The 24,187-nt window shown below is 67.5% G+C and carries 20 protein-coding genes; 10 read left to right on the forward strand and 10 right to left on the reverse strand.

Annotated elements, in window-relative coordinates; translation table 11 throughout:
- The first annotated feature begins 61 nt into the window (after positions 1-61).
- From ARTH_RS16870 to ARTH_RS16890, 5 genes are all read left to right on the forward strand, one after another.
- On the forward strand, positions 62-1,330 hold the full coding sequence (locus ARTH_RS16870; protein WP_043430001.1) for an ABC transporter substrate-binding protein: 1,269 nt from the start codon (positions 62-64) through the stop codon (positions 1,328-1,330).
- Between the two features lie 82 nt (positions 1,331-1,412).
- On the forward strand, positions 1,413-2,603 hold the full coding sequence (locus ARTH_RS16875) for an acetylxylan esterase (RefSeq protein WP_011693155.1): 1,191 nt from the start codon (positions 1,413-1,415) through the stop codon (positions 2,601-2,603).
- The gene (locus ARTH_RS16880) at positions 2,600-4,711 is read left to right on the forward strand and encodes a DUF6807 family protein (protein WP_011693156.1); all 2,112 of its coding nucleotides are present in this window, start codon (positions 2,600-2,602) and stop codon (positions 4,709-4,711) included. Before ARTH_RS16875 ends, ARTH_RS16880 begins: the two co-directional genes overlap by 4 nt.
- The gene (locus ARTH_RS16885; protein WP_011693157.1) at positions 4,708-5,823 is read left to right on the forward strand and encodes a M24 family metallopeptidase; all 1,116 of its coding nucleotides are present in this window, start codon (positions 4,708-4,710) and stop codon (positions 5,821-5,823) included. Before ARTH_RS16880 ends, ARTH_RS16885 begins: the two co-directional genes overlap by 4 nt.
- A 408-nt stretch (positions 5,824-6,231) precedes the next feature.
- Positions 6,232-8,583, forward strand: a complete 2,352-nt coding sequence (locus tag ARTH_RS16890; protein ID WP_011693158.1) for a SulP family inorganic anion transporter — start codon at positions 6,232-6,234, stop codon at positions 8,581-8,583.
- An 11-nt stretch (positions 8,584-8,594) separates the two neighbouring features.
- Here ARTH_RS16890 and ARTH_RS24320 read toward each other — a convergent pair whose 3' ends face one another.
- The 6 genes from ARTH_RS24320 to ARTH_RS16920 all read right to left on the reverse strand — a co-directional run bounded on the left by ARTH_RS24320 (position 8,595) and on the right by ARTH_RS16920 (position 15,054).
- Positions 8,595-8,834, reverse strand: coding sequence for a hypothetical protein (locus ARTH_RS24320; RefSeq protein WP_232223541.1), 240 nt, complete (start codon positions 8,832-8,834; stop codon positions 8,595-8,597).
- 215 nt (positions 8,835-9,049) lie between these two features.
- The gene (locus ARTH_RS16900) at positions 9,050-10,519 is read right to left on the reverse strand and encodes an aldehyde dehydrogenase (NADP(+)) (RefSeq protein WP_011693160.1); all 1,470 of its coding nucleotides are present in this window, start codon (positions 10,517-10,519) and stop codon (positions 9,050-9,052) included.
- Entirely contained in the window at positions 10,516-11,661 is a 1,146-nt protein-coding gene (locus ARTH_RS16905; protein WP_011693161.1) for a mandelate racemase/muconate lactonizing enzyme family protein, read from the reverse strand. Before ARTH_RS16905 ends, ARTH_RS16900 begins: the two co-directional genes overlap by 4 nt.
- Positions 11,661-12,566: a 5-dehydro-4-deoxyglucarate dehydratase gene (locus ARTH_RS16910; protein ID WP_011693162.1), complete on the reverse strand. Its 906-nt coding sequence runs from the start codon at positions 12,564-12,566 to the stop codon at positions 11,661-11,663. The genes ARTH_RS16905 and ARTH_RS16910 overlap by 1 nt, the downstream gene beginning before the upstream one ends.
- Entirely contained in the window at positions 12,563-13,531 is a 969-nt protein-coding gene (locus ARTH_RS16915; RefSeq protein ID WP_011693163.1) for an NAD-dependent epimerase/dehydratase family protein, read from the reverse strand. Before ARTH_RS16915 ends, ARTH_RS16910 begins: the two co-directional genes overlap by 4 nt.
- 35 nt (positions 13,532-13,566) lie before the next feature.
- On the reverse strand, positions 13,567-15,054 hold the full coding sequence (locus ARTH_RS16920) for a Gfo/Idh/MocA family protein (RefSeq protein ID WP_011693164.1): 1,488 nt from the start codon (positions 15,052-15,054) through the stop codon (positions 13,567-13,569).
- Between the two features lie 202 nt (positions 15,055-15,256).
- On the opposite strand from ARTH_RS16920, the gene ARTH_RS16925 reads away from it, so the two are divergent.
- Positions 15,257-16,279, forward strand: a complete 1,023-nt coding sequence (locus ARTH_RS16925) for a LacI family DNA-binding transcriptional regulator (protein ID WP_011693165.1) — start codon at positions 15,257-15,259, stop codon at positions 16,277-16,279.
- A 9-nt stretch (positions 16,280-16,288) separates the two neighbouring features.
- Here the strand turns inward: ARTH_RS16925 and ARTH_RS16930 are convergent, their stop codons facing one another.
- Entirely contained in the window at positions 16,289-16,879 is a 591-nt protein-coding gene (locus ARTH_RS16930) for a TetR/AcrR family transcriptional regulator (RefSeq protein ID WP_011693166.1), read from the reverse strand.
- Positions 16,880-17,152: 273 nt separating this feature from the next.
- Complete coding sequence (locus tag ARTH_RS16940) at positions 17,153-17,860, reverse strand: FadR/GntR family transcriptional regulator (RefSeq protein ID WP_043430996.1); 708 nt, start codon at positions 17,858-17,860, stop codon at positions 17,153-17,155.
- 118 nt (positions 17,861-17,978) lie between these two features.
- Here ARTH_RS16940 and ARTH_RS16945 point away from each other — a divergent pair, with 118 nt between their 5' ends.
- Positions 17,979-19,358 (forward strand): alpha-hydroxy acid oxidase, encoded by a 1,380-nt coding sequence (locus ARTH_RS16945; protein ID WP_011693168.1) that lies wholly within the window; start codon positions 17,979-17,981, stop codon positions 19,356-19,358.
- Positions 19,359-19,463: 105 nt separating this feature from the next.
- Here ARTH_RS16945 and ARTH_RS16950 read toward each other — a convergent pair whose 3' ends face one another.
- Positions 19,464-20,021, reverse strand: a complete 558-nt coding sequence (locus tag ARTH_RS16950; RefSeq protein ID WP_043430998.1) for an ArsR/SmtB family transcription factor — start codon at positions 20,019-20,021, stop codon at positions 19,464-19,466.
- 160 nt (positions 20,022-20,181) lie between these two features.
- Here ARTH_RS16950 and ARTH_RS16955 point away from each other — a divergent pair, with 160 nt between their 5' ends.
- A complete protein-coding gene (locus tag ARTH_RS16955) occupies positions 20,182-20,682 on the forward strand; it encodes a hypothetical protein (RefSeq protein ID WP_232223542.1) in 501 nt (166 codons plus the stop codon).
- Positions 20,683-20,742: 60 nt separating this feature from the next.
- Here ARTH_RS16955 and ARTH_RS16960 read toward each other — a convergent pair whose 3' ends face one another.
- Entirely contained in the window at positions 20,743-21,966 is a 1,224-nt protein-coding gene (locus ARTH_RS16960; protein ID WP_011693170.1) for an acetoin utilization protein AcuC, read from the reverse strand.
- A 104-nt stretch (positions 21,967-22,070) separates the two neighbouring features.
- On the opposite strand from ARTH_RS16960, the gene ARTH_RS16965 reads away from it, so the two are divergent.
- Positions 22,071-23,504, forward strand: coding sequence for a TrkH family potassium uptake protein (locus ARTH_RS16965; RefSeq protein ID WP_011693171.1), 1,434 nt, complete (start codon positions 22,071-22,073; stop codon positions 23,502-23,504).
- A gap of 40 nt (positions 23,505-23,544) precedes the next feature.
- Positions 23,545-24,183: a potassium channel family protein gene (locus tag ARTH_RS16970; protein ID WP_198011609.1), complete on the forward strand. Its 639-nt coding sequence runs from the start codon at positions 23,545-23,547 to the stop codon at positions 24,181-24,183.
- Positions 24,184-24,187: the final 4 nt, after the last annotated feature.

A 24,187-nucleotide genomic window follows, 5' to 3' on the forward strand; every position in this document is an offset into this window, starting at 1 on the left:
GCACCCGCCGTAGCAACAACTGAGGGGCGGGACAATGAGGTTGGCTCTCAAGAAGTCTGTAATGGGTGTCGCCGGCGCCACGGCTGCGCTGGCGTTGGTACTGACGGGCTGCGGCAACAGCCCGCAGGCCGGGAAGGTGGGAACGGCGGAGGACCCGGTGACCATCAGGTTCGCATGGTGGGGCAATGACTCCCGCGCCAAGACCACCCTGGAAGTGATCAAGGACTTCGAGGCTGCCAACCCCACCATCAAGGTGCAGGGTGAGAACACCGAGTTCAGCTCCTACTGGGACAAGATGGCAACCCAGATCGCCGGCGGAACGACGCCGGACGTGTTCGCCATGAGCGGCGCCTACCCCAGCGAATACGCCAGCCGCGGTGTGCTCCTGGACTTGGACAAGGTCAAAGACCAGATCGATACCTCCAAGTTCGCCGAGGGAACGGTGGACCTGGGCAAGATCGACGGCAAGCAGTACACCATCACGGCAGGCGTGAACTCGATGTCCATGGTCATCGACCCCCAGGTCTTCGAGGCTGCCGGGGTGCCGCTGCCGAACGACGAAACCTGGACTTGGGACGACTACGTGGACATTGCCGCGGAGATCGCGAAGAAGTCGCCGGCGGGCACGTTCGGCACCACGCCCATGGCCAATGATTCCTTCCTGGCCGTCTGGGCACGCCAGAACAACGAGGCCCTCTACACGGATGACGGCAAGAAGATGGGAATCAGCGAAGGCACCCTGACCCGCTGGTTTGAACTGAACAAGAAGCTCATGGACACCGGCGGCGCCCCGTCGGCCTCCCAGACCGTGGAGGACGGCTCGGCCCAGCCCGAACTGACCCTCATGGGCCAAGGCAAACAGGCCATGAAGATTTCGTGGAGCAACCAGATGACGTCCTATTCCGGTTTCCCGCTGGTCATGATGAAGATGCCCGGTGAAAGCAAGCAGCCCGGAGCCTGGCTGCGTTCCTCCATGGAATATGCCATTTCCTCGAAATCCGCGCAGTCGAAGGAAGCCGCACTGTTCATCAACTACCTGGTCAACAACATGGACGCCGCCACCAAGATCAAGAGCGACCGTGGCATGCCCGCCAACACGGACTTGAAGGCCGGTATCACCCCGTTGCTGAAGGAAGGCCAGCAGAAGGAGGCCGCCTACCTGGACCGGATCGCGGAGCTGAATGTGGCCCCGCCCAAGCCGTTCCCGGCCGGTTCTTCCGCCACCCTTGAGGTGCTGAATCGCTACAACACGGACGTTTTGTTCGGGAAGATATCCCCGCAGGACGCTGCGAAGGGCTTCATTTCCGAGGTCAACCAGAACCTGGGCTGAGCATTCTCGCCGGTATCCTCCTCCACCATTGAGCATCGTCTGTCCACCAGGACAGCACCTTCCCTGAACAGTAGGCAGGCCCGTGAACGAAACCATCCAGCCGCTCCGGCCCAGTGCGATCGCCGGTTATGAGGACTGGCCCGGCTGGGTCCGGCAGCACCCCCGTTACCAGGCTTCCGGACCTGGCGCGCAGGAACTCTCGGACGCCCTCGGCGTGCCGGTTCCCTCCGTCCCGGAGGACCTGCAAGTCCACTGGGAGGACACGCACGACGGCGTCACCACGTCCCAGCTGAGCTGGCAGTTGGGATTCGGCCCCCGGACTACGGGCTGGCTGGTCCGCCCGGCAGGAATCACCAAGCGCCTGCCGGGCGTTCTTGGCCTGCACTGCCACGGCGGTAACAAGTTCGGTGGGGCGGACCGGCTCGTGGAGCTTCCCCAAACACACCCTTCCGCCGCGGCTGCCCGCGCCGGCCATTATGACGGGCAGGCGCTGGCAACAGACGTGGCGCGGCAGGGCTTCGCAGTCCTGGCACATGACACGTTCGCCTGGGGCAGCCGCCGCTTCGACCTGGCGGATCCGCCGTGGCGGACAGCCTCCGCCGTGGACTCACGCAAAGCGCAGTGGCGGGAGGACGGCGTCGAGCCCTCCGAAGCGGACGTCTACAATGCGGCCGCCGGCTTCCACGAGGATACGGTGGCCAAGGCCGCCGGACTGCTTGGCACCAGCCTCGCCGGAATGGTGGCGCACGACGACCTCTCCGCCTTGGAAGTGCTCGCCGGCCTCCCTGACGTCGACCAGGACCGGCTGGGCTGCATCGGGTTTTCCGGCGGCGGCGGCCGGTCGCTGACCTTGGCCGCCCTGAGCCCCCGGATCCGGACCTACGTGGTGACCTGCATGATGACCACCTTCCAATCCCTTCTGCCCGCATACCTGGACGCGCATTCCTGGTTGCTGCAGACCCCGGGGCTGTGGAAGCTCGGTGACTGGCCGGAACTGACCACCCGGTCCGGCGCCGGCAGCTTCCTGGTCCAGTACGCGCTGGCGGACCCGCTCTTCCCCGAGGCGGGCATGCGGGACGCCCACACCAAGCTGGAGTCACTTCATCCCCCGGGCGCCTACACGGGAAGTTTCTGGCCCGGCGGCCACGTCTTCACCGCCCGGATGCAGCAGGAAGCGATCAGTTTCCTGTCGGCAGCCCTGGACGCCCGGGGCCCAGCGGCCTCAGAACCGTCCCACCTTCCAACCCCTAAGCCTTTGAGGACCACGTCATGACTCAGCAATCCGTCGCCGCGGATTTTGGCAGCCGCACCGCTGCTGACTCCGCAGATCCGGCCGCCCGCCCGCGCATCGCCCTGGTGGGCGTGCACGGCTTCGGTGAGCGGCACCTGGCCAACCTCGCACGGCTCCAGGAAGCCGGAGCCCTGGAACTGGTGGCCGTAGCGGACCCCACTCCCCCTGCGCCCGGGAGGCTCGCGGACTCTGTGGCCGTCTTCCCGGACCTGGAACAGCTGCTGGGCTCCGGTCCGGCCCCTGACGTCATCATCCTGGCCACCCCCATCCAGACGCACGCGCCGCTCGCCCTTGCGGCGATCGCCGCCGGGGCCGATGTCTACGTGGAGAAGCCGCCCATGGCGTCCCTGGCCCAGTTCGACGCCGTCCTTGCCGCGGCGCAGGAGGCCGGCCGGCTGGTTCAGGTCGGCTTCCAGAGCCTGGGCTCCCACGCCCTGCCGGCGCTGGACCGCCTGGTGGCGTCCGGTGATATCGGCGAGGTCCGCGGCGTGAGCGCCGTCGGTACGTGGGTGCGCACCAAGGGCTATTTCAAGCGATCACGCTGGGCGGGCAAACGCAGCCTGGACGGCACCGATGTGGTGGACGGCGTAGCCACCAATGCCCTTGCGCATGCGGTGGCCACCGGGCTGAAGATCGCCGGGGCGGAATTGGCCCACGACGTCCTTTCCGTGGAGACGGATCTGTACCGTGCCCACGCGACCGAAAGCGACGACACCTCGGTGATCCGGGTCCGCACGGCCGGCGGCGCCGTCCTCCTCTGCGCCCTGACCTTGTGTGCCGACGAACAGACCCCGCCCTCCGTCACTGTCCACGGCACACTGGGCCGGGCAGACTTCTTCTACACCGAGGACCGGCTGACCGTTACCACACCCGACGGCGAGCGCACCGAAACGTTCGGCCGCACCGATCTGCTGGAAAACCTCCTGGCCGCCCGCCGCGCGCCCGGCGGCGCGAGCCAGCTGCTCAGCCCGCTGGCCGGGAACGGCGCTTTCATCAAGGTACTGGAAGCCATCCGGACGGCGGAGCAGCCCCGCGCGATCGGCGCAACGCATGTGGACTGGGAAGGCGAGGGCGATGATGCCCACCCCGTGGTCCGCGGAATCCGCCGGCTGGTGCGCCGGGCCGCAGCAGCGCAGGCCACCTTCGCGGAGCTCGGCGCGCCGTGGGCCCGCGAGCTGCCCGCAGCCGGGCAGCAACCCGTATTCAGGGTGAACGGGACAGTGGTGGCGACGCCGGCAGACGGCAGCCGGGTAACACCCACGTCATCGCCCCGGCCCTACCTCCATCCGGTCAGCACGATGGCCGGCACCGTCGTGACCGATCATCTCCCCGAAGACCACGTGTGGCACCTCGGGGCCGGCGTTGCCATCCAGGACGTGAATGGTGTCAATTTCTGGGGCGGCCGCACGTACACCCGCGACGCCGGGGCCTACATCTGGCGGAAGGACCACGGCCGGATCGCCACCCTCGCGGTGGAAGACGGCGCCCGTGGGGACTCGCGGACCGAAACCCTGAGCTGGCTGGCACCGGCGGATTCCACCGGGCCCGGCGCTCCCCTGCTCAGCGAACGCCGTACGTGGAGCTGGGCCGCCGTCGGCTCCTCCTCGTGGCAGCTCACGCTGGACTTCACACTGACGCCGTCCGGACCGGCCCCGGTCACGCTGGGCAGCCCGGGCTCGAACGGCCGGCCGCAGGGCGGGTACGGCGGCTTCTTCTGGCGCCTTCCCGCCGTCGACGGCGCCAGGGTGTGGACAGCGTCCGCGGAAGGGGAAGAGGCGGTCCACGGCGCCCTCCCCTCCGCTGCGGCGCCGTGGCTGGCGTGGTCCGGAAATTTCCGGACCGGAGAGCCCGACGGCGGCCCGGCCACGCTCGTCTTCCTGCCCCGGCCGGTGCCGGAGCAGCCCGGCGATCCTTGGTTTGTCCGCGTGGCGGGCTATCCCGGCGTCGGACTGTCCCTGGCGTGGGAGCGGCCGGCAACAGCCAGCCAAGCCAGCCCGCTGCACCGCACCGTCACCGTCCTGGTGGCCGACGGCCTCCTGTCCACCGGCGATATCGAACAGCTCATCACCACTTTGGGGGAATCCAAATGAACACCGCTACCCAACAGGCACAGCAGGCGACCACCGGCACCACCACGGGACCGTGGAACCCCGCAGACCGGGCCGTCAAGCGCCGGCGGGTCCTGGACATCCTGGATGCCGCGGGCAGGGACTCCCTGCTCCTGACCACCAACACGGCGCTGACCTGGTACCTGGACGGGAGCCGCGTCCACATCAGCCTCGCCGGCGACCCCGTCGCCGCCATGCTGGTCGACCGTGACGGTGACCATCTGGTCACCTACAACAACGAAGCCGCCCGGATTGCGGCAGAGGAACTGCCCGACGGCGTGAACCTCCACACGGTGCCCTGGCACGGGCAGCTGCACGCCGCCGCAGCCATGCTCGCACCTGACGGAAGGCCCCTTGCGGAGACTGATGTGGCCGCCGAGCTGAGGACCGCCCGCCAGCCGTTCCTGCCCGGCGAGAGCGCCCGGTACGCCCGGCTGTGCGCCGATGCCGCTGCAGCGATGACAGCCGTCCTTTCCGGCACCACCCCGGAAACCACCGAGTTCGCTGTGGCCTCCGCCCTGGCTGCACGGATCGTGGCGATGGGGGCCGAGCCGCTGGTGCTTCTGTGCAGCGGCGCCGGACGCAGCGGGTTCCGGCACCCGCTGCCTACCCACGCGCCGATCGGCCGGCGGGCCATGGCGGTGGTGTGCGCGCGGCGCAACGGACTGGTGGCCAATGTGACCCGCTGGGTGCGGTTTGACGCCGGAACCCCGGGCGAACTCGACGCCGAAGCCCGGATTGCCGCAGTAGAAGCGGACATTTTCGACGCCACTGTGCCCGGTGCACGGTTGGACGGCATCTTCGCTGAAATCCAGGAAGCCTACCTCCGCCACGGCTTCGGCGCAGACCAATGGACCCTCCACCATCAGGGCGGCCCGGCCGGTTACGCGGGCCGCGATCCCCGGGCGACGCCCGGCACCGACGATGCCGTGGTCCTCAATCAGACCTTCACCTGGAATCCTTCCGGTCCCGGAGTGAAGATCGAAGACACGGTCCAGCTGACGGAGACGGGGATCACCGTCCTCAGCGTGGACCCGAACTGGCCGGCCGCCGTCGTTAACGGCATCCGGCGGCCGCTGACCCTGGAGCTGTGAGCGGCCGCCTGCTGCCGGCGCCCGCTTCCTGGCAACGGCACCGGCACCGGCACCGGCACACGATGGAACGGGTGCCAAACTGCTGCCGCAACACGGAGTCACTGGTATAGACCGGCAGGCCCGTTCGAGAAAAAACCAAGGAACTTTTTCCGCGCCTGGCGCCGATTTGATGCCCCGTCGATTGGATTTGACTTGAAAACCGAGTCCCGTTCGGTGGGCCTCCCTGTGCCTCCCGGGAGCGGGCAAGCGGGTGGCGCCGCAATCCGCCGCGGCGGCAATGTTGAGCCTCCATTACGCGGCCCGGAGAGGATTCCGGGCGTGTTCTTTCTCACGATCGGTTCCCTTGCGGGCTGAACTGGAGCGTCAATAGCGTGGCACGGGACCGCGACGTACCAGCGAAGGACTGCAATGCCATCAGCACCCGCCAAGACGGACCCGCCCGCACCGCAACGGACCGCCCCATCAGGCCACCACCCCGCTGAAAAGGATCCCGGGGGCCTTCGGGAATTCCTGACCACCGGGCTCCGCTGGGACCTGCCGGCGTCGCTGGTGGTGTTCCTGGTGGCCGTCCCGCTGTCGCTGGGCATCGCGGCCGCCTCCGGCGCCCCGGTGATGGCCGGCCTGATTGCCGCCGCCGTGGGCGGGATCGTCGCCGGCAGCCTGGGTGGTTCCCCGCTGCAGGTCAGCGGGCCAGCCGCCGGACTGACAGTCATCGTTGCCGGCCTGATTGAACAGTTCGGCTGGCCGGTCACCTGCGCCATCACCGCGGCAGCCGGCGTGCTCCAGGCACTGCTCGGACTGGCACGGGTGGGCCGCGTCGCGCTGGCCATCGCACCGGTGGTGGTCCATGCCATGCTCGCGGGCATCGGCATCACCATTGTGCTGCAGCAGCTGCACGTGATGCTCGGCGCCGAGTCGGCCAGCGAGGCCTGGGAGAACATCATGGGCATGCCGGGCAGCTTCCTTGCCGCCGACATCGCCGCTGCAGTCCTTGGTGCTGTAGTTATCGCCCTGCTGCTCGGCTGGAAGCACCTTCCTCCCGCTGTCCGCCGGGTTCCCGGGCCCCTTGTTGCGGTCATCGCGGCCACCGCCCTCTCCCTGCCCTTCAACGTGGACCGGATCACCTTTGACGGCTCCCTGCTGGGCGCACTTGCCTTTCCCGAGCTGCCCGACGGGAACTGGACCGCGGTTGTCCTGGGCGTGGTGACCATCGCGCTGATCGCCAGTGTGGAATCCCTGCTCTCGGCCGTGGCCGTCGACAAGATGCACCACGGGAGGCGAACGGACTTCAACCGCGAACTCCTGGGGCAGGGCGCCGCCAATGTGACCTCCGGGATGCTTGGAGGCCTGCCCGTGACCGGGGTGATCGTCCGGAGCGCCACCAACCTTGAGGCCGGTGCCCGGACGCGCAAGTCCGCAATCCTCCACGGTGTCTGGGTGCTGGTCTTCTCGCTGCTGCTGGCGGGCCTGATCCAGCTGATTCCGCAGGCTGTCCTCGCAGGACTGCTCATCGTGATCGGTTCGCGCCTGGTCCGGGCGGCCGACATCAGGACGGCACGGCGGACGGGCGACCTGACCGTCTACGGTGTGACCCTGTTCTGCGTGGTGTTCGTCAATCTGCTCGTGGGAGTTTTGACCGGCCTGGTCCTGGCCGTTGCGCTGGTTCTCTGGCGTGTGGCGAGGGCCAGCATCCACGCTGAACCGGCAGGCACCGGCGACGGGAAGCGCTGGCGGGTGGTGATCGACGGCTCATGCAGCTTCCTCTCCCTCCCGCGGCTGAGCGCCGTGCTGGCCTCGGTTCCGGCCGGGGCGCACGTCACGGTGGAGCTGGAGGTGGACTTCCTGGACCATCCCGTCCACGACACCCTTGACGCCTGGCGCAACAGGCACGTGGGCAACGGCGGCACGGTGGTCGTTGAGGAAAGCGGCACGGCCACGCTCCACGACGCACAGGCCGGCCCGCCGAGCCGCGGCAGTTCACGCTCCGCCCTTCGGAGCGGCTTCGCCCCCTGGCGCAGCTGGCAGCAGCGGCTCACCGGGCACGCGGCCTCCGGGACTGAGGCTGCGCGGCCGAACGTTGCGGGACCGCGGGTTCCAGGGCCCGATGTTCCCGGGCCGCTGCGGTCGGTGCTGGACGGTGTGGACAACTACCACCGGCGGAACGCCCATCTGGTGCGTCCCCATGTGCAGGAGCTGTCCTCGTACCAGGATCCGGGCACGCTGTTCGTGGCCTGCTCGGACTCCCGCCTGGTGCCGAACCTGATCACCAGCAGCGGCCCGGGTGATCTCTTCACCGTGCGGAACGTGGGCAATGTGGTGGGCGACGACGGCCGGGACGCCTCCATCGAGGCAGCCCTGGAGTTTGCCCTCAACGAACTCTCGGTGGAGTCGATTGTGGTCTGCGGGCATTCGGGCTGCGGTGCCATGACCGCCCTGTGGGCGGACCCGGACGGCGCGGGCGATCGAGGCGCCATCGACGTCTGGCTCGACCACGCCCGGCCAAGCCTGATGGCTTTCCGCGACGGGCACCCCGTCCAGGCAGCTGCAGCCGAGGCGGGTTTCGGTGCCGTGGACCAGCTGGCCATGGTGAACGTTGCGGTCCAGCTGGACAGGCTCCTGGGCCACCCGGGATTGCGGGAACCGCTGGACTCAGGACGCGTCCACGTCGCAGGGCTGTTCTACGACATCTCCACGGCCCGCGTCCTGCAGATCACGCCCGACGGCATCGGCCACCTGGACGCCTCCCGGGAGAGCCGCTAAGCGGGCCTGCTTCAGGCGTTGGAGAACCACACGGTGTGCGGTTCCCGCCGGGCGGCGCGCGGAGCGGCGAGCCGCCTGGCCGGCTCAGGTCTCGCGGGCTTAGCAGTCACGGGCTCCGCCCGGGCGGTTTCAACCGCAACCGTCTTTTCGACCCTGACGATATCCAGCGCCTCCACGTCCAGCAGCTTGCGCGCCCCCGTTCGCGAATCCACGATCCAGAACAGGTCCGTGGAAGGAATTGTCTCTGTCACGCTCCCCCGGTGGAACAACCGGCCCTTGTGCCAGGCCTCGATTTCTTCCCCGACCGCCAAGTCCGAAGACGTCCGGATGGTTGAATTCCCGCTTGCTTCCACTGTGTGCCTCCCCTGGCGATACTCCTGAAAACAGCTTCCCCCAGCAAGATTGCGGCAACGTTTCCGGACGGTGACTTTCCTGTGTCGCCTGCCCGTGAACTGACCTAATGAACCTAGGGAAGCACCAGGACGCCGTCCACACGCCGCGGGATTCCCAGCGGGTTGGCTTCCCGGAGGGCGGGATGCAGCACGGCTTCGGGAGCGTCCTGGTAGGCCACGGGGCGCTGGAAGCGGCGCACCGCCGTCGCCCCCACCGAGGTGAACAGCGAGGTGGTGGCCGGGTAGGGCCCGCCATGCTGCTGGGCCCAGTTCACTGCAACACCGGTGGGCCAGCCGTCGAACAGCACCCGGCCGGCGAGACCGGACAGCTGCTCCACCAGCTCCGACACGTCTTGGTCCGGCTGCGCGTGGACAGTGGCGGTCAGGCTGCCGGGCACCAGGGCCAGCGCCTCGGCCAGCTCATCGTGGCCGGAGTATTCGATCAACAGCGTGGTGGGGCCGAAACACTCCTCCAGCAGTTCCGCCGGGCGCTCCAGCACGCTGGCCGCGGAGGTCAGGAAGACCACCGGTGCCGCACCGTTCGCTGTTGCGTCCTGGTCAACCGACCCGCTGACCACCTGCACGGCAGGCCGGCCCGACGCATCCGTCAGTGCGGCCACCGCCCGGAGTCCGTCCGGGTAGGCGTCGGCGATGCGCTCGGTCAGCATCGGAGCCGCGCCCTTGTCCTTGGCGGCTTCCGCCAGCAGCGCCGGGAAGTCGGTTCCGGCCGGGATGAACACGAGCCCCGGCTTGGTGCAGAACTGCCCGGCGCCGAGGGTGAAGGAACCTGCCAGGCCTGCCGCCAGCTCGCCGCCACGGGCCTTCAGTGCCTCGGCCGTGATCACCACGGGGTTGAGGCTGCCGAGTTCGCCGTAGAACGGAATGGGTTCGGGCCGGGCAACCGCGAGGTCGAACAACGCCCGGCCGCCGGGAATGGATCCGGTGAAGCCCACGGCCTTGATGGCGGGATCCTGCACCAGCGCGGTGCCGGCGTCCCGTCCGCTGACCAGGGCAAACAGACCGTCGGGAGCACCGGCTGCAGCCAGCGCATCCCTGACGATTTCCGCTGTCCGTTCGGAGAGCCTGAGGTGGCCGGAGTGCGCCTTCACAACGACTGAACAGCCGACGGCGAGCGCCGACGCAGTGTCGCCGCCTGCCACCGAGAACGCGAACGGGAAGTTCGATGCCGAGAAGACAGCCACCGGGCCGAGCGGCTTCAGCAACCGCCGCAGGTCAGGCTTGGGCGGAGTGGACGACGGGTCGGCGTGGTCGATGACGGCCTCAAGGTAGGAACCTTCGGTGATCACCGTGGCGAAAAGCCGCAGCTGCCCGGAGGTGCGGGCCACCTCGCCGGTGAGCCGCGCGGCGCCCAGCCGGGTTTCCGCGTCGGCGAGGGCCACCAGTTCCGTCACGTTGGCGTCCAGCGCATCGGCGACGGCGTTCAACCAGGCGGCCCGTTCGACGTCTGACGCGGCTGCGGCGGATTTGGCCGCCCTGGTGGCGGCGGCGGTCAGGGCGGTGAGTTCGAGGGTTGCTGTTGTCACAGTGAGTTCCTGTTCTGGTGATCGGCGGATGCCCCGGAGAAGACGAACCCCAGCCCGGGCCTGCCAGTGAGTGTGAGCCGGCTGTTGCCGACCTGCACGGGTGAGGGCGCGTCCAGCACGCCAAGTTGTTCGAAGGAGGCGTCCTCGACGTCCTCCACCAGGGTGGGCTCGGCCATGGTCAGCGCGAGCTGGCCGGAGAGTTCCGGCAGCAGGTGCGGCATGACCCTGATGCTGTGCGTGCGGGCGAGTTCCACGATGCGGCGGAACGGGGTGATGCCGCCGACACGGATGATGTTGGGTTGGATGATGTCCACCGCTCCCGCCTCGATGAAGTCGCGGAAGCGGTAGATGTTGTGCAGGTTCTCGCCCAGCGCGATGGGTACCGGCGAGTGTTGGCGCAGCCTGCGGTAGGCCCAGAGGTCGTCAGCCCGGAGGGGTTCTTCCAGCCATTCGAGGCCGAACTCCCCCAGCACCTCCAGGGCGCGGAATGTGGCGGGCAGGTCCCAGCGCTGGTTGGCGTCGATCATCAGCTTCCGGTGGGGGCCCAGGACCTTCCGGACAGCGGCCACGCGTTCCACGTCTTCGCGGATGTCCGGCTTGCCCACCTTGATCTTGACGGCGTTGTGCCCGGCAGCCACCCAGCGTTCCACCTGCGCCACGAGCTCCCCGATGGAGTAGTGCAGGTTCACGCCGGAACCGTACACCTCCACGGAGTCCTGGCGCTGGCCCAGAAGCCCGGTGACCGAGGTTCCGGCGCGGCGCGCCTGCAGGTCCCACAGGGCAAGATCCGCGCCGGCCATGGCGATGGTGGTCAGTCCCCCGCCCCCGGCTTCGTGCAGCCGCTTCCACAGCTGGTCCCACACACCCTCGGGGTTCGCTTCGAGCCCGGTAATGAAAGGCGCGACGTCGAAGTCCAGGAGCGCTTTGACCGCCTGCGGGCCGATGGTGGGGGTCCACGAAAACCCGTGACCCGTGCCGCCGTCGTCCGTCCGGACTTCGGTGACGATCACATGGTTTTCCGGTGCCTCCGCACCCCAGCTCCGCAGGAGCGGAACAGTCAGCAGGCGGCTCGACAGCCCGGTGATCCGGGGCAGCGTCCGCACCGCCGCGGCGACCGGCGCTTCGGCTACTGGCGATCCCATCAGCGTCCGGCCAGCTCGTAGCCCTTGGCCAGGATGGACTTGAGCTGGACGAGCTGTTCCTCGGTGGGGTCAACCAGCGGAGCCCGCACCGGTCCGACCGGCAGTCCGCCCAGGCGCAGCCCGGCCTTGATCAGGGAAACGCCGAAACCCGGGGTCTGGTCGCGGAGCCGCACCAGCGGCGCGTAGAAGCCGTCCAGCAGCGCGTGCCGGCGGTCTTCGTCGCCGGAGATGTAGGCGTCGTAGTAGGCCTTGGCGATTTCCGGGGCCATGGCGAACGCTGCCGAGGAGTAAAGCGGGATGCCCAGGCCGCGGTAGGCGCCCTGGGTCAGCTCCGCGGTGAGCAGGCCGTTGAAGAGCAGGAAGTCCGTGCGGCCGCTGGTGTTGATGGCGCTGACGATCTCCTGGGCCAGGCCGACGTCGCCCAGCCCGTCCTTGAAACCGATCACCTTGGGGTTGGCGGCGAGCCGTGCCATGGAGGCTGCCGTGTATTTGGCGTTGCCGCGGTGGTAGACGATCACCGGCAGGCTGCTGGCCGCGGCCACCGCTTCGATGTACGCCACCAAACCGTCGGTGGGGCCGGTCACAAGGTACGGCGGCAGGACCAGCAGCGCGTCGGCGCCCGCTTCCTCGGCCACGCGGGCGCAGGCAAGCGCATGGCCCAGCGGTCCGCCGGCGCCGGCAACTACCGGCACCTGCCCCGCCACGGCTTGGACGGCGGCGGTCACAACGGTGCGCACCTCGTCAATGCTCAGCGCGTGGAACTCGCCGGTGCCGCAGGCGGGGAACACTCCGCCGGGCCCATGCGGGAGACGGGAGGTGATGTGTTCCTTGAGGATGCCCACATCGACAGTCCCTTCCGGTGTGAAGGGTGTGACGGGGAAGAACAGTACGCCGTCGAAGTTCATGGGGTCTCCTTTGATCCTGTGCCGGCCGCGACCAGCACGGCAGGGGTCTCGTCGTTGAGCGTGGTTTCAGTCTTCAGTTCGGTCCGCCAGTTGCGTTTGGGTTCCCAGCCGAGCAGTTCACGGGCCTTGGTGATCGAGAATGCCGGGCTGGTGCCCGTGAGTCCCGCGGCAAGCTCCGAGCTGCCGGGCAGGAACCGGGGCATCAGCTCCGCAAGCGGTGCGGTGGCCAGCGCATCCGCTGCCCCCACGAAGAAGGTCTGGCCGTTGGGGATGCTATCCATCTTGGCGAGCAGCAGGTCCAGGAAGTCCGCCACATCCCGCGCATCCACGTAGTTGAAGAGCGCGGGCGCGGACAACGCGGGATCATCCAGCCGTTCACGGACGGTGTGGCCCTGCTGGGTGGGCGCGCCCGCCCATTCCTCGGGCGAGATCACATAGCAGGGCCGGAAGGCCGCATAGCGGATATCATCCCCCTGCGCTGCGGCGAACATCTGCACCGTCTGTTCAGCGATGAGTTTGGACAGTGCATAGGCGTTCCAGGGCCGCGGCGTGGTTTGCTCGTCCACCGGGAAGCTCTCCGGCAGCCAGCCCGCGGGCGAGCCATAGCCCAGTACCGTGGGGCTGCTTGCCGTGACGATCTTGCCGATACGCAGTTCGGTGGCCGCGCTGATGACGGCGTACGCCAGCCTTGTGTTGGTGCTGAAGATGACGTCTTCCGGCGCGCTGAACGGCACGGCGATCGCCGCGAGGTGGACGACGGCGTCGGGCGTTGTTTCGCGCAGGAGGCGTTCCGCCTCCCCGGGCGCCAGGAGGTCGGCCGTGCGCTGCTCGACGCCGTCGGGCAGCTGGGCGGCGGGAACAGCGTCGCGGTCCACGGAGATGACGTGGTGGCCTGCGCCGGCGAGGCCGGCAACAACACTGCGCCCAAGCCGGCCGGAGCCGCCGGTGACAAAAATCCTGCTCATGGTGATCGGGTCCTTATTCGGTCTGTGGGCTCAGGTCACTGGGCCCGGGTCTGTGGGGTTCTGCGGAGGTCGGTGCCGAGCCCCAGGTCCGCAGTGCGGACCGGCAGCCCGGACTCCAGGGACGCGTTGCCCGCGATGCCGACCGAGACGGAGCGAAGTCCGTCCACGTAGCCGGAGGGGCGTCCCAGCGGGTCCTCGCCGGGGCCGTTGAACAGATCGGACAGGAGGAGCTCGTCGCCGCCGCCGTGGCCGCCTTCGCCGTTGACGATGGGCACCTCGTAGGCCGCCTCCCAGTGGCGCTGTACCACCAGGCGTTCGCCGTTGCGGCGCACCGCGTCCTCTTCCTCGACGGGCGTCGCCGAAGGGTCCACCACGGTCTTCTTGTCCGTGCTGTGCAGGACAGCGGCGCGTTCCACCACTTCGAGTTCCGCCCGGCCCTCGGTGCCGTTGACTGCCACGCGGTAGCCTTCCCACGGGCTGTGGGCGTTGAGCGAGTAGCTGAGGATGGGGCCGCCGTGGTAGTCCACCACGAGGGCGAGGTTGTCCTCGATGGTGATGCCGGCCGTGAAGACGTCCTGGTCGCGGCGGTAGCCGTCGAAGTGCTCGTTGTCCAGGAAGAGCGCCTTGAGGCGTTCGTCTTCCCGCAGGTCCAGCGCGAACGGATCCTTTTCTGCCGAGCCTGTTCCGGCGTCGGGCGTTCCGCGTTCCGGGCGCGGGCCCAGGCCACGCTCGGCAGCGTTCTTATCGCCGTAGAACTTCAAGCCTCCGGAGGCGAAAACGCGTTCCGGGACGTCGTCGATCCACCAGTTGACCAGGTCGAAGTGGTGGGATGCCTTGTGGATCAGCAGGCCGCCGGAGTTCTTCTTCTCACGGTGCCAGCGGCGGAAGTAGTCCGCACCGTGGACCGTGTCCAGAACCCAGCTGAAGTCGATCGAGGTGACCTTGCCGATCACGCCGCTCTGGATGATCTCCTTCAGGGCGCTGTTGCGCGGCGAGTAGCGGTAGTTGAAGGTGACCACCACGTTCCGGCCGGTTTCTTCGACGGCCCTGGTGATCCGGCGGCAGCCTTCGGCATCGATGGTCAGCGGCTTTTCCACCACCACGTCGGCACCGGCTTCCAGGCCTTCCACGATGTAGTCGGCGTGGGTGTAGTCCGGCGTGGTCACCACAACGCGGTCAATGTCGTTGTCCCGGATGAACGCGGTCAGGTCGGCGGGATCAAATGCTGCGACGGGGCCGGGAGCGCCGAGTTCCTGGATGAGCTTCTGGTAGAACTCCACGCGGCCGGGGTTGACGTCGGAGAAGGCCACCAGTTCAGCGGTGTCCGAATGCTTGCCGAAGATCGCGCGGATGTACATTTCGGACCGGCCACCCGTGCCGATCAGGACGATCCGCGCTTTGCGGACCGCTTTGGCGGGGGCTGCGCCGGCGGGGTGGACAGCGCTGGCGGGGGCGGCGGCAGCGGCAGTGCTGGCCACGGCAGCACTGCTGCCCGGATTGACGGTGTTGGCTGTGTTGCCCATTGCGGTGTAACCCTTTCGGAAGGCAGGAAGTTGGCCGCTTGACGGCCGGTGGTGGTGCGGTGAGAATTATGAGAAAGCGTTTTCTCGGAACGTTATAAGCTTTGTATCAAGACTCTGGCGGTCACGTCAACCATCGTCCCGAACGGCAATGCCCGTAGGGGAAGACGGCGAAGGAGTCGGAGAAGCCCGGAAAGGGGCCACTTTGGGCAGGAGAGCCACCACCCGGCGAATCGGCATTGCCGACGTCGCCCTCAAGGCAGGCGTTTCACACGCGACCGTTTCGCGTGTGATGAACGGCAACTTCACTGTTGACCCCGCCATCGCCGAGCGCGTCAGGGCTGCGGCCACCGAACTGAACTACCAGCCGAACCCGGTGGGACGCAGCCTGGCGCTGGGAAAAACGGACACCATCGGCATTGTGGTGCCGGACCTCTCCAATCCCACCTTCCAGGCCATCCTCCGCGGCCTCAGCATGGCCGCCGCCCAGGACGGCTACCGGGTCCTGATCGCCGACTCCTCCGAAGTGTCCAGCGAGGAAGCCATCCTCGCCGGCGAGGCCCGCCGGCGCTGCGACGGACTGGTGCTCTGTGCGCCGCGCATGGGCGACGCCGAGCTGGAAGAGCTCGCGCCGTCACTCCAGCCCATGGTGCTGATCAACCGAACCACTGTGGACACGCACACGCCCAGCCTGATGGTGGACTACGGCCAGGGCATCCAGGAACTGGCCGAACACCTCGTGGACCTGGGCCACACGCGCCTCGCCTTCCTGGCCGGACCGGCCCGGAGCGCGTCGAACGGCCTGCGTCTCGTCGGACTGGAAAAGTTCACAGCGGCCCACCCGGAGATTGACCTCAAGATGCTCGACGGCGGCTCCACCTTCGAGGTAGGGCACCAGTCGGTGGATGCGGTCCTTGCCAGCGGAGCCACCGGCATCCTGGCCTTCAACGACCTCGTGGCCATGGGTCTGCTGAGCGGTCTCCACGAGCGCGGCGTCAGGGTCCCGGAGGACATTTCCGTCACCGGCTTCGACGACATCCCCTTTGCCCGCTACACCACTCCCACGCTCACCACGGCGGCGGTGCCCATCACCGAACTGGGCCAGCAGGCGTGGCACCGGATGCGGGACCTGATCCGCCACATCCCCTCCGATGCGGCCGCCGAAGGACCCACAGTGTTCCAGCCGCGGCTCGAAGTCCGCGGCAGCACGGGAGCGGTGAAGGGCTAGGGTCCGGGCCTAGGCTACGGGTGGCGCCAGGAGGACATCAACCAGCTGCGTCAGGCCGTCCGCCATGTCCACGTTCTTGTCATAAAGCCACTGCAACTGCAGGCCGTCAAACGCGGCCACCACCAGTCGCGCCAGTTTTTGCGCGGGCACGTCCCGGCGCACCTCACCGGCCTCCTGGCGTCGGCCAATGTCCTCGGCCAGTTCCGCCACCACCTGGGCGTAGCGCTCCTGGAAATAGGGGTGCGAATCATGCCCCGGATCATTCGCCGTCGCTGAAGCCACGGCATAAAGCGTGGTGAGCCCCGGCTCCCTGCGGTTGCGTTCGGCGATCGGCGCCATCAGCCGCAGGCCCACTTCCTCGTCTTCCCCGGCGGCCAGGCTCCTGCGGTCCCGTTCGGCGAGCACAGCGGTCAGCAGCTCCTGCTTGCCGCGAAAGTAATGGAACAGGGTGGCTTCCTTCACCCCCACCAGCTCGGCTACGCGTTTGAGCGCCGTACCCTCGAAGCCTTCTGTTGCAAAAACATCCGTGGCCGTCTGGATTATCTGTTCGCGGCGTTCCGCTCCCTTGGCGTACTGGCCGCGTGGCTTCGACGTTGACATTGAGTCAGTGTATTTCACTCCTTTCCACGAAAATCTAGTCAGACTTGGTTTTTGTCGCTACCATCATTGTCAGGACCCAACGGAGGGTCACTTTTCGTCAGGAGGCAATGTGGCCGTCAAGACCATTCCCCAGGATTCCGCTGCTTCTCCGGCCAGCGGAACGCCGGCTGGCAGTTTGAGCAGGGCGCGTTCCGCCTGCTGGTGGGCCGCCACGCGGCTGACGATTTCCAGGTACTGGAGATCGAACTGCGCTAACGCCCCCTCCCGCACGGGCTACGGCCGGGCCGGGTCCGAATCCTTCGGACCCAGCCCGGCCTCTTTGTAATACCCCTCGATGTGGGCTGCCACGAGCCCGGCCGCCCTGCCGCCGTCGTGGTGGTTAATGGCCGCGAGGATCTCGCGGTGTTCGGCGCGGAGCCGGGCGGCGGTGGCATCCCAGTCGGGAAGGTTCGCCGTGAGTTTGCCGGCGTAGCTTTGGATCGCTTCCCGCAGGGAGCCCATCATGGCGCTGACCACGGCGTTGCCGGCAGCTTCGGCGAGGGCCAGATGAAAGCGGACGTCGAGGGCCAGGAATTCGTCGGTGTCCGGGCACGCCTCCATCTTTTCCAGCAGCTCGGCGGCCTCTGCCAGCGCCGGGGAATCCGTGCGGGCGCGGGCAACCGCCCAGGATTCGAGCAGCACGCGGGTCTGCACAATATCCGCCACGGGCAGGTGCGAGGTGGCCACGTGGAGTCGCAGCGCCGATCCGAGCGCCGCCGTCGGGTCCGCAATGACCACCGTGCCGGCGTCGGGACCGGATCCCACCCCGGCGCGGACAACGCCCATGGCTTCCAGGATCCGGATCGCTTCACGGACTGATGTCCGCGAGACCTGCAGCTGTTCGGCCAGCGTCCGCTCAGCCGGCAGCCGGCCGCCCAGGGCCAGTTCGCCGCTGGAAAGCTGGTTCTCGATCCACTGCAGGACCAATTGATGGGTACGCATGGGCCAATGGTACTTGATGTGGTTGGACCACATCCTTTAGAGTGTGGTTAGACCACAGATCCATCTGTCCAGAGCGGCCCGTCCAGAGCCACTTCAGCCCGATGCCCCGGAGGCAGCAATGACGCACACCATCCAGCCCAACAACCCTGAGGCCACCCCGGCCCCCGACGCAACGGACGTGCCGTCCACGGCCGCCGGCAGCGCAGCCGTAGCATCCCAGACCGGCGCAGCGTTGTCCGGCGCAGTGAACCGGGCAGCAGCGGCAGTCCCGGCCGCGCTCAAGCGCCGCGTGCCGAAGCACTCGGACCTCGCCCCGCTGATGCAGTTCAAGAAACCCGAGTTCAGCCGTGCCGCGAAGCTGCAGCGCGCCAGCACCATCTGGGAACTGCGGGACATGGCCAAGCGCCGCACCCCGCAGGCACCGTTCGACTACACCGACGGCGCCGCCGAAGCCGAAATCACCCTGCGGCGCGCCCGTGAGGCCTTCCTGGACATCGAGTTCCGGCCGGGCGTCCTTCGGAACGTCTCCAGTATCGACCTGAGCACCGACATCCTGGGCAAGCCCTCCCGACTGCCCGTCGGCATCGCGCCCACCGGTTTCACCCGGATGATGCAGTCCGAAGGCGAGTACGCCGGATCCCAGGCCGCCGAAGCCGCCGGCATTCCCTACACGCTGTCCACCATGGGCACCGCATCCATCGAGGATGTCGCCGAGGCGGCGCCCAACGGACGCAACTGGTTCCAGCTGTACCTGTGGACGGACCGTGACCGCTCCCTCGAACTGATCGAGCGCGCCGCCAAGGCAGGAAACGACACCCTGATGGTCACCGTGGACACCGCCGTCGCCGGGGCCCGCCTCCGCGACGTCCGCAACGGCATGACAATTCCGCCGGCGCTGACCATCAAGACCGTGCTGGATGCGTCCTACCGACCGGCCTGGTGGTTCAACTTCCTCACCCACGAGCCGCTGACGTTTGCGTCGCTCTCCCGCTACACCGGCACCGTGGCGGACCTGATCAACTCCATGTTCGATCCCACCCTGACGTTCGAGGACCTGGACTGGCTGCGCGAAACCTGGAAGGGCAAGCTCGTGGTCAAGGGCATCCAGACCGTCGACGACGCCCGCAAGGTGGTGGACCACGGCGCCGACGGCGTGGTGCTGTCCAACCACGGCGGACGCCAGCTGGACCGTGCGCCCATCCCGTTCCACCTCCTGCCCGGCGTCAAGGAAGCCTTTACCAAGGACAACTCCGACGCCGCCATCATCCTGGACACCGGCATCATGAGCGGCGCCGACATCATTGCCGCGCTGGCCCAGGGCGCCGACTTCACGCTGATCGGCCGCGCTTACCTGTACGGCCTCATGGCCGGCGGCCGGGCCGGCGTGGACCGCGCCATCCAGATCCTGGAAAAGGACATGACCCGCACCATGGCGCTGCTGGGCGTCAGCAAGCTCTCCGAGCTCACCCCGGACCACGTCCGGATCCTCGGCAAGTAGGCCGGCACACCCGGCCACCAGCTGCCCCGCCCAACTGACTGGCAGTTAACGCACCCACAACGGGTTTTCACAGCGTTGTCTGCGAGTCAGTTGGGTGACGCGGGGCTACTTTTTGCGGCCGAACTTTGGCAGGTTCGCGATGAGGTCTGCGGCCTTCGTGGCGGCCCGGCCCACGGTGCGGCCGATCTGCTGCGGGACGGTGTCGTCCCCTGCCGTGGCCACCGGAATCGCCACGGCAGGGCTGAGCTGCCCGCCTTCCGAGGCGCCGGGCACCGCTGCGGCAGCCGGACGGCCGGGGCCCGTAGCGGCCGGCACCGGCGCGGCAGCCGCGGTTTCCGCTGCCTGCACCGTTTTTTCCTCCAGGACCTGCGCGGCCGGTGAGCTGACGGCGGCGGCACGCGGCCCGACGTCGAACGTCTCCAGCCAGCCGGCGACGCCGGCAAGCGGCTTGGGGTTGAGCGCGTAGTAGCGCTTCTGGCCCTGGGCGCGCATGCTGACCAGATCGGCCTCGCGAAGCACTTTCAAATGTTTGGAGATGGTGGGCTGGCTGGCGTCCAGTTCCTCGACCAGCTCCCCCACTGCTTTGTCCCCCGAGCGGAGGGATACCAGAATGTCACGCCGGGTTGCCTCAGCAATGACGGCAAATACGTCGTCTGTCACCATGGGATCCACCCTAGCGACATATACGCCGGATGGCATCCACTATTTCCTCCCGCGGACCTCCCGCGCACAACGGCCATTGCCCCGCATCTGCCGCAGTGCTACAACGGACTCACGGTTGCCCCGGGCTGTCCGGCTGCGGCCGCTCAAATATGAGGGGTGGATGGCCATGGATTTCCTGCGCCAGCAGCTGTTCAACATCATCGCTTTTGTGTTTTTGGGCCTGTTCGTAGCGGTCTGGGGATCCGTGCTGCTGCGCGTCGGCTTCTGGGTGCCGGACGGCAGGACGGTCGCGCCGCCCCTGAACGGAGCCCTGGTTACGGCAGCGGGCGTCCTGGCAACGTCCCTGAGCTCCCTGACCGCCTCGGCCCTGGGTTTCACCATTGCCGAAGTCCGCCGCGACGAGGAGGCCCGCCGCGATCTGAAACCCGGCCAAGCAGGCGCCACCGCCGCCTTCAACCCGGCCGAAGTCACGGCCCGGCTGTCCGGGCGGATCGTGGCCGCGGTGGTGGTTTACCTCGCAGTGGGGCTGCTGGTCCTGCTCCTCTGGCTGGTCAAGGGAACTGCGTCAACGGACCTTATTGGCGCCTTCGCACTGTCCCTGCTGGGCTGGCTCATCGGCGCCGCCGGGGTGGTGTTCCAGACGGAAAAACCGCTCACCTAATCGAACCAGGCGCTTGTCGAACCAGGCGCTTGTCCAACCAGGTGCTAGTCGAACCAGGCGCTAGTCGAACCAGGGGTCCAGGCCGTATAGCGGAAACACTTCCTTGCGCGTGGCCATCACGGTGCGGTCCACCTCGTCGTTGGGATCGAAGCCGACCTCCCATGAACGCCACCACAGGTCGACGTCATCGCCCATGAGTTCGGGCGCCGTCACCCCGTAGAGTGCCCCGTACTTGTCCTGGACGTACTTCCGCCAGTCCTCGGGAACGGGCGTCCGGAGCGGCACGGGCCTGCCGGCCGCGACGGCGATCAGGTGGCTCCAGGAGCGCGGCACCACGCTGATCACGTTGTAGCCGCCCCCGCCGGTGGCAATCCACCGGTTGCCGCAGTAGCGCGCTGCGAGATTCCCGACGGCGGTGGCCGCTTCACGCTGGCCGTCCACGCTGATGTTGAGGTGCGTCAGGGGATCAAGCCGGTGCGAGTCGCAGCCGTGCTGGCTCACAATCACTTCGGGTTCGAAGGCGCCGATCAGCTGCGGCACGACCGCATGGAAGGCCCGCAGCCAGCCGGCGTCGCCCGTTCCGGCCGGAAGGGCCACATTGACCGCACTGCCCTGGGCGTTGGGGCCGCCGATCTCGTTGGCGAAGCCCGTCCCGGGGAAAAGTGTCAGCCCGGTCTCGTGCAGGGAAATGGTGAGGACCCTCGGATCATCCCAGAAGATACTCTGCGTCCCGTCGCCATGGTGGGCGTCGACGTCGATATATGCCACGCGCTGCAAACCGCCGTCGAGCAGTTTTTGGATGGCCAGGGCGGCATCGTTGTAAATGCAGAAGCCGCTGGCCCGCTCCTTGGCGGCGTGGTGCATGCCGCCGCCGAAGTTGACCGCCCGGACGGCGCTGCCGTCAAGGATCGCACTGGCTGCCATCAGTGAACCGCCGGCAAGCCGCGCGCTGGCCTCATGCATGCCGGCAAAAGCGGGGTCATCCTCCGTGCCCAGGCCCCGCTCCAGGTCGGGCTCGTCCGGGTTCAGGCTGACCCGCCGGACCGCCGCAACGAATTCGGCGCTATGGACGGTGCACAGTTCGTCGTCACCGGCCACTTCCGGGGCAGCCACGGTTACGTGCCCCAGGTCCAGCAGGCCCAGGCTGCGGGCGAGGCGGGCAGTGAGCTCCATGCGTTCGGGTGCCATCGGGTGCCCGTGGCCGAAGTTATAAGCGGTCATGGCCATATCCCACACCACCATCGTTGGCAGTGCGGATTGAGCGAGTCCGGGCAGGAATGTCATCAAGGACAGGCTACCTGAGCCGGGCGCGCTGATTTCCCGGTCATCGCGCGGAATATAGTGGTTTACTACTGAAGGAAGCAGTTTCAACCGAGGAAAAGCCGCACATGACGCAAAGCCAGCCGAGGTCCAAGAGCCCGGCTAACTGGCACCCCGGCATGCCGGAGCGTGAAGGTCTGTGGATCTTCACGGGGATCCGCGACTTCATTGACAACATCGCCAACACGTCACCGGCGCGGCTGGCGCTGACTGCGTTCGGTGTTGTCATCATCCTGTTCACAGCTCTCCTGTCCATGCCGGCGGCGTCCGCCACCGGCAATTTCACTCCCCTGCACCAGGCCCTGTTCACCGCGGTGTCCGCCGTCTGCGTTACGGGCCTCACCGTCGTGTCCACGGCCGTGCACTGGTCCTTCTTCGGCCAGCTGGTCATCCTGATCGGCATATTCGTCGGCGGCCTGGGCACGCTGACCCTGGCCTCGCTGCTGGCCCTCATGGTCAGCAAGAAGCTCGGGGTTCGCGGCAAGCTCATTGCCCAGGAAGCCATGAACAATGCCGGGCGCCTTGGCGAAGTGGGCACGCTGCTGCGGATCGTCATCACCACGTCCGTGGTCATCGAAGGCAGCCTGGCACTGGCCCTTATCCCCCGCTTCCTGGCGCTGGGCGAGAGCTTTGGCCAGTCCGTGTGGCATGGCGTTTTCTATGCGATCTCCGCCTTCAACAACGCCGGTTTCACCCCGCACTCGGACGGGATCGTCCCGTACGAGACCGATCTGTGGATCCTGGTCCCGCTGATGCTCGGTGTGTTCCTGGGCAGCCTTGGTTTCCCTGTGGTGATGGTGCTGCAGCAGAACGGGCTGAACTGGAAGAAATGGAACCTGCACACCAAGCTGACCATCCAGGTGTCGTTCATCCTGCTGGCTGCCGGAACCGTGCTGTGGGGGCTGATGGAGTGGGAAAACGTGCGGACCATCGGTTCAATGGACGTCGGCGACAAAATCACGCACTCGCTCTTCGCCTCCGTCATGACCCGGTCCGGCGGCTTCAACCTGGTGGACCAGAACCACATGGAATCCACCACCATGCTCCTCACTGATGCCCTCATGTTCGCCGGCGGCGGTTCAGCTTCCACTGCGGGCGGCATCAAAGTGACCACCATCGCCGTCATGTTCCTGGCCATCGTGGCCGAGGCCCGCGGCGACGCCGACGTGAAGGTCTACGGCCGCACCATCCCGCAGGGAACCATGCGGGTTGCCATCTCGGTGATCGTCGCCGGCGCAACCCTGGTTTCCGTTTCTGCCTTCACGCTCCTGCATATCAGTGGCGCGCCCCTGGACCGCGTGCTGTTCGAGACCATCTCAGCCTTCGCCACCGTGGGCCTCAGCACCAACCTCAGTGCCGAGCTGCCGCCGTCGGGCGTTTATGTCCTGACCGCGCTGATGTTCGCCGGCCGTGTGGGAACCGTGACCCTTGCCGCTGCCCTGGCACTGCGCCAGCGCAGCCAGCTGTACCACTACCCGGAAGAGAGGCCCATCATTGGCTAATCCCTCAGGCGCCGTCAACCGCCCCGCCCACAATGCCCCCGTGCTGGTGATCGGGCTGGGCCGCTTTGGCTCGTCCACCGCCGAACAGCTGGTCAAGCAGGGGCGCGAGGTCCTGGCGATCGAACGCGACCGCAACCTGGTGCAGAAATGGGCGCCCGTACTCACGCACGTCGTCGAGGCCGACGCCACGAACATCGACGCACTCCGGCAGCTCGGTGCACAGGAGTTCAGCTCCGCAGTGGTGGGAGTGGGGACGTCCATCGAATCCTCGGTGCTGATCACCGTGAACCTCGTGGACCTCGGCATCGAGCACCTGTGGGTCAAGGCGATCACGCCCTCGCACGGCAAGATCCTCACCCGGATCGGCGCCAACCACGTGATCTACCCCGAGGCCGACGCCGGTGTCCGGGCCGCCCACCTGGTCTCCGGCCGCATGCTGGACTTCATCGAGTTCGACGACGACTTCGCGATCGTCAAGATGTACCCGCCGCGCGAAACCGTGGGCTTCACCCTGGACGAGTCCAAGGTCCGCTCCAAGTACGGCGTAACCATTGTCGGCGTAAAGTCACCGGGCGAAGACTTCACGTATGCCCGGCCGGAAACCAAGGTGTCCTCCCGGGACATGCTGATCGTGTCCGGCCACGTGGACCTGCTGGAACGGTTTGCCGCCCGCCCCTAGCCGG

The organism is Arthrobacter sp. FB24, from assembly GCF_000196235.1.
Taxonomy (GTDB): Bacteria; Actinomycetota; Actinomycetes; order Actinomycetales; family Micrococcaceae; genus Arthrobacter.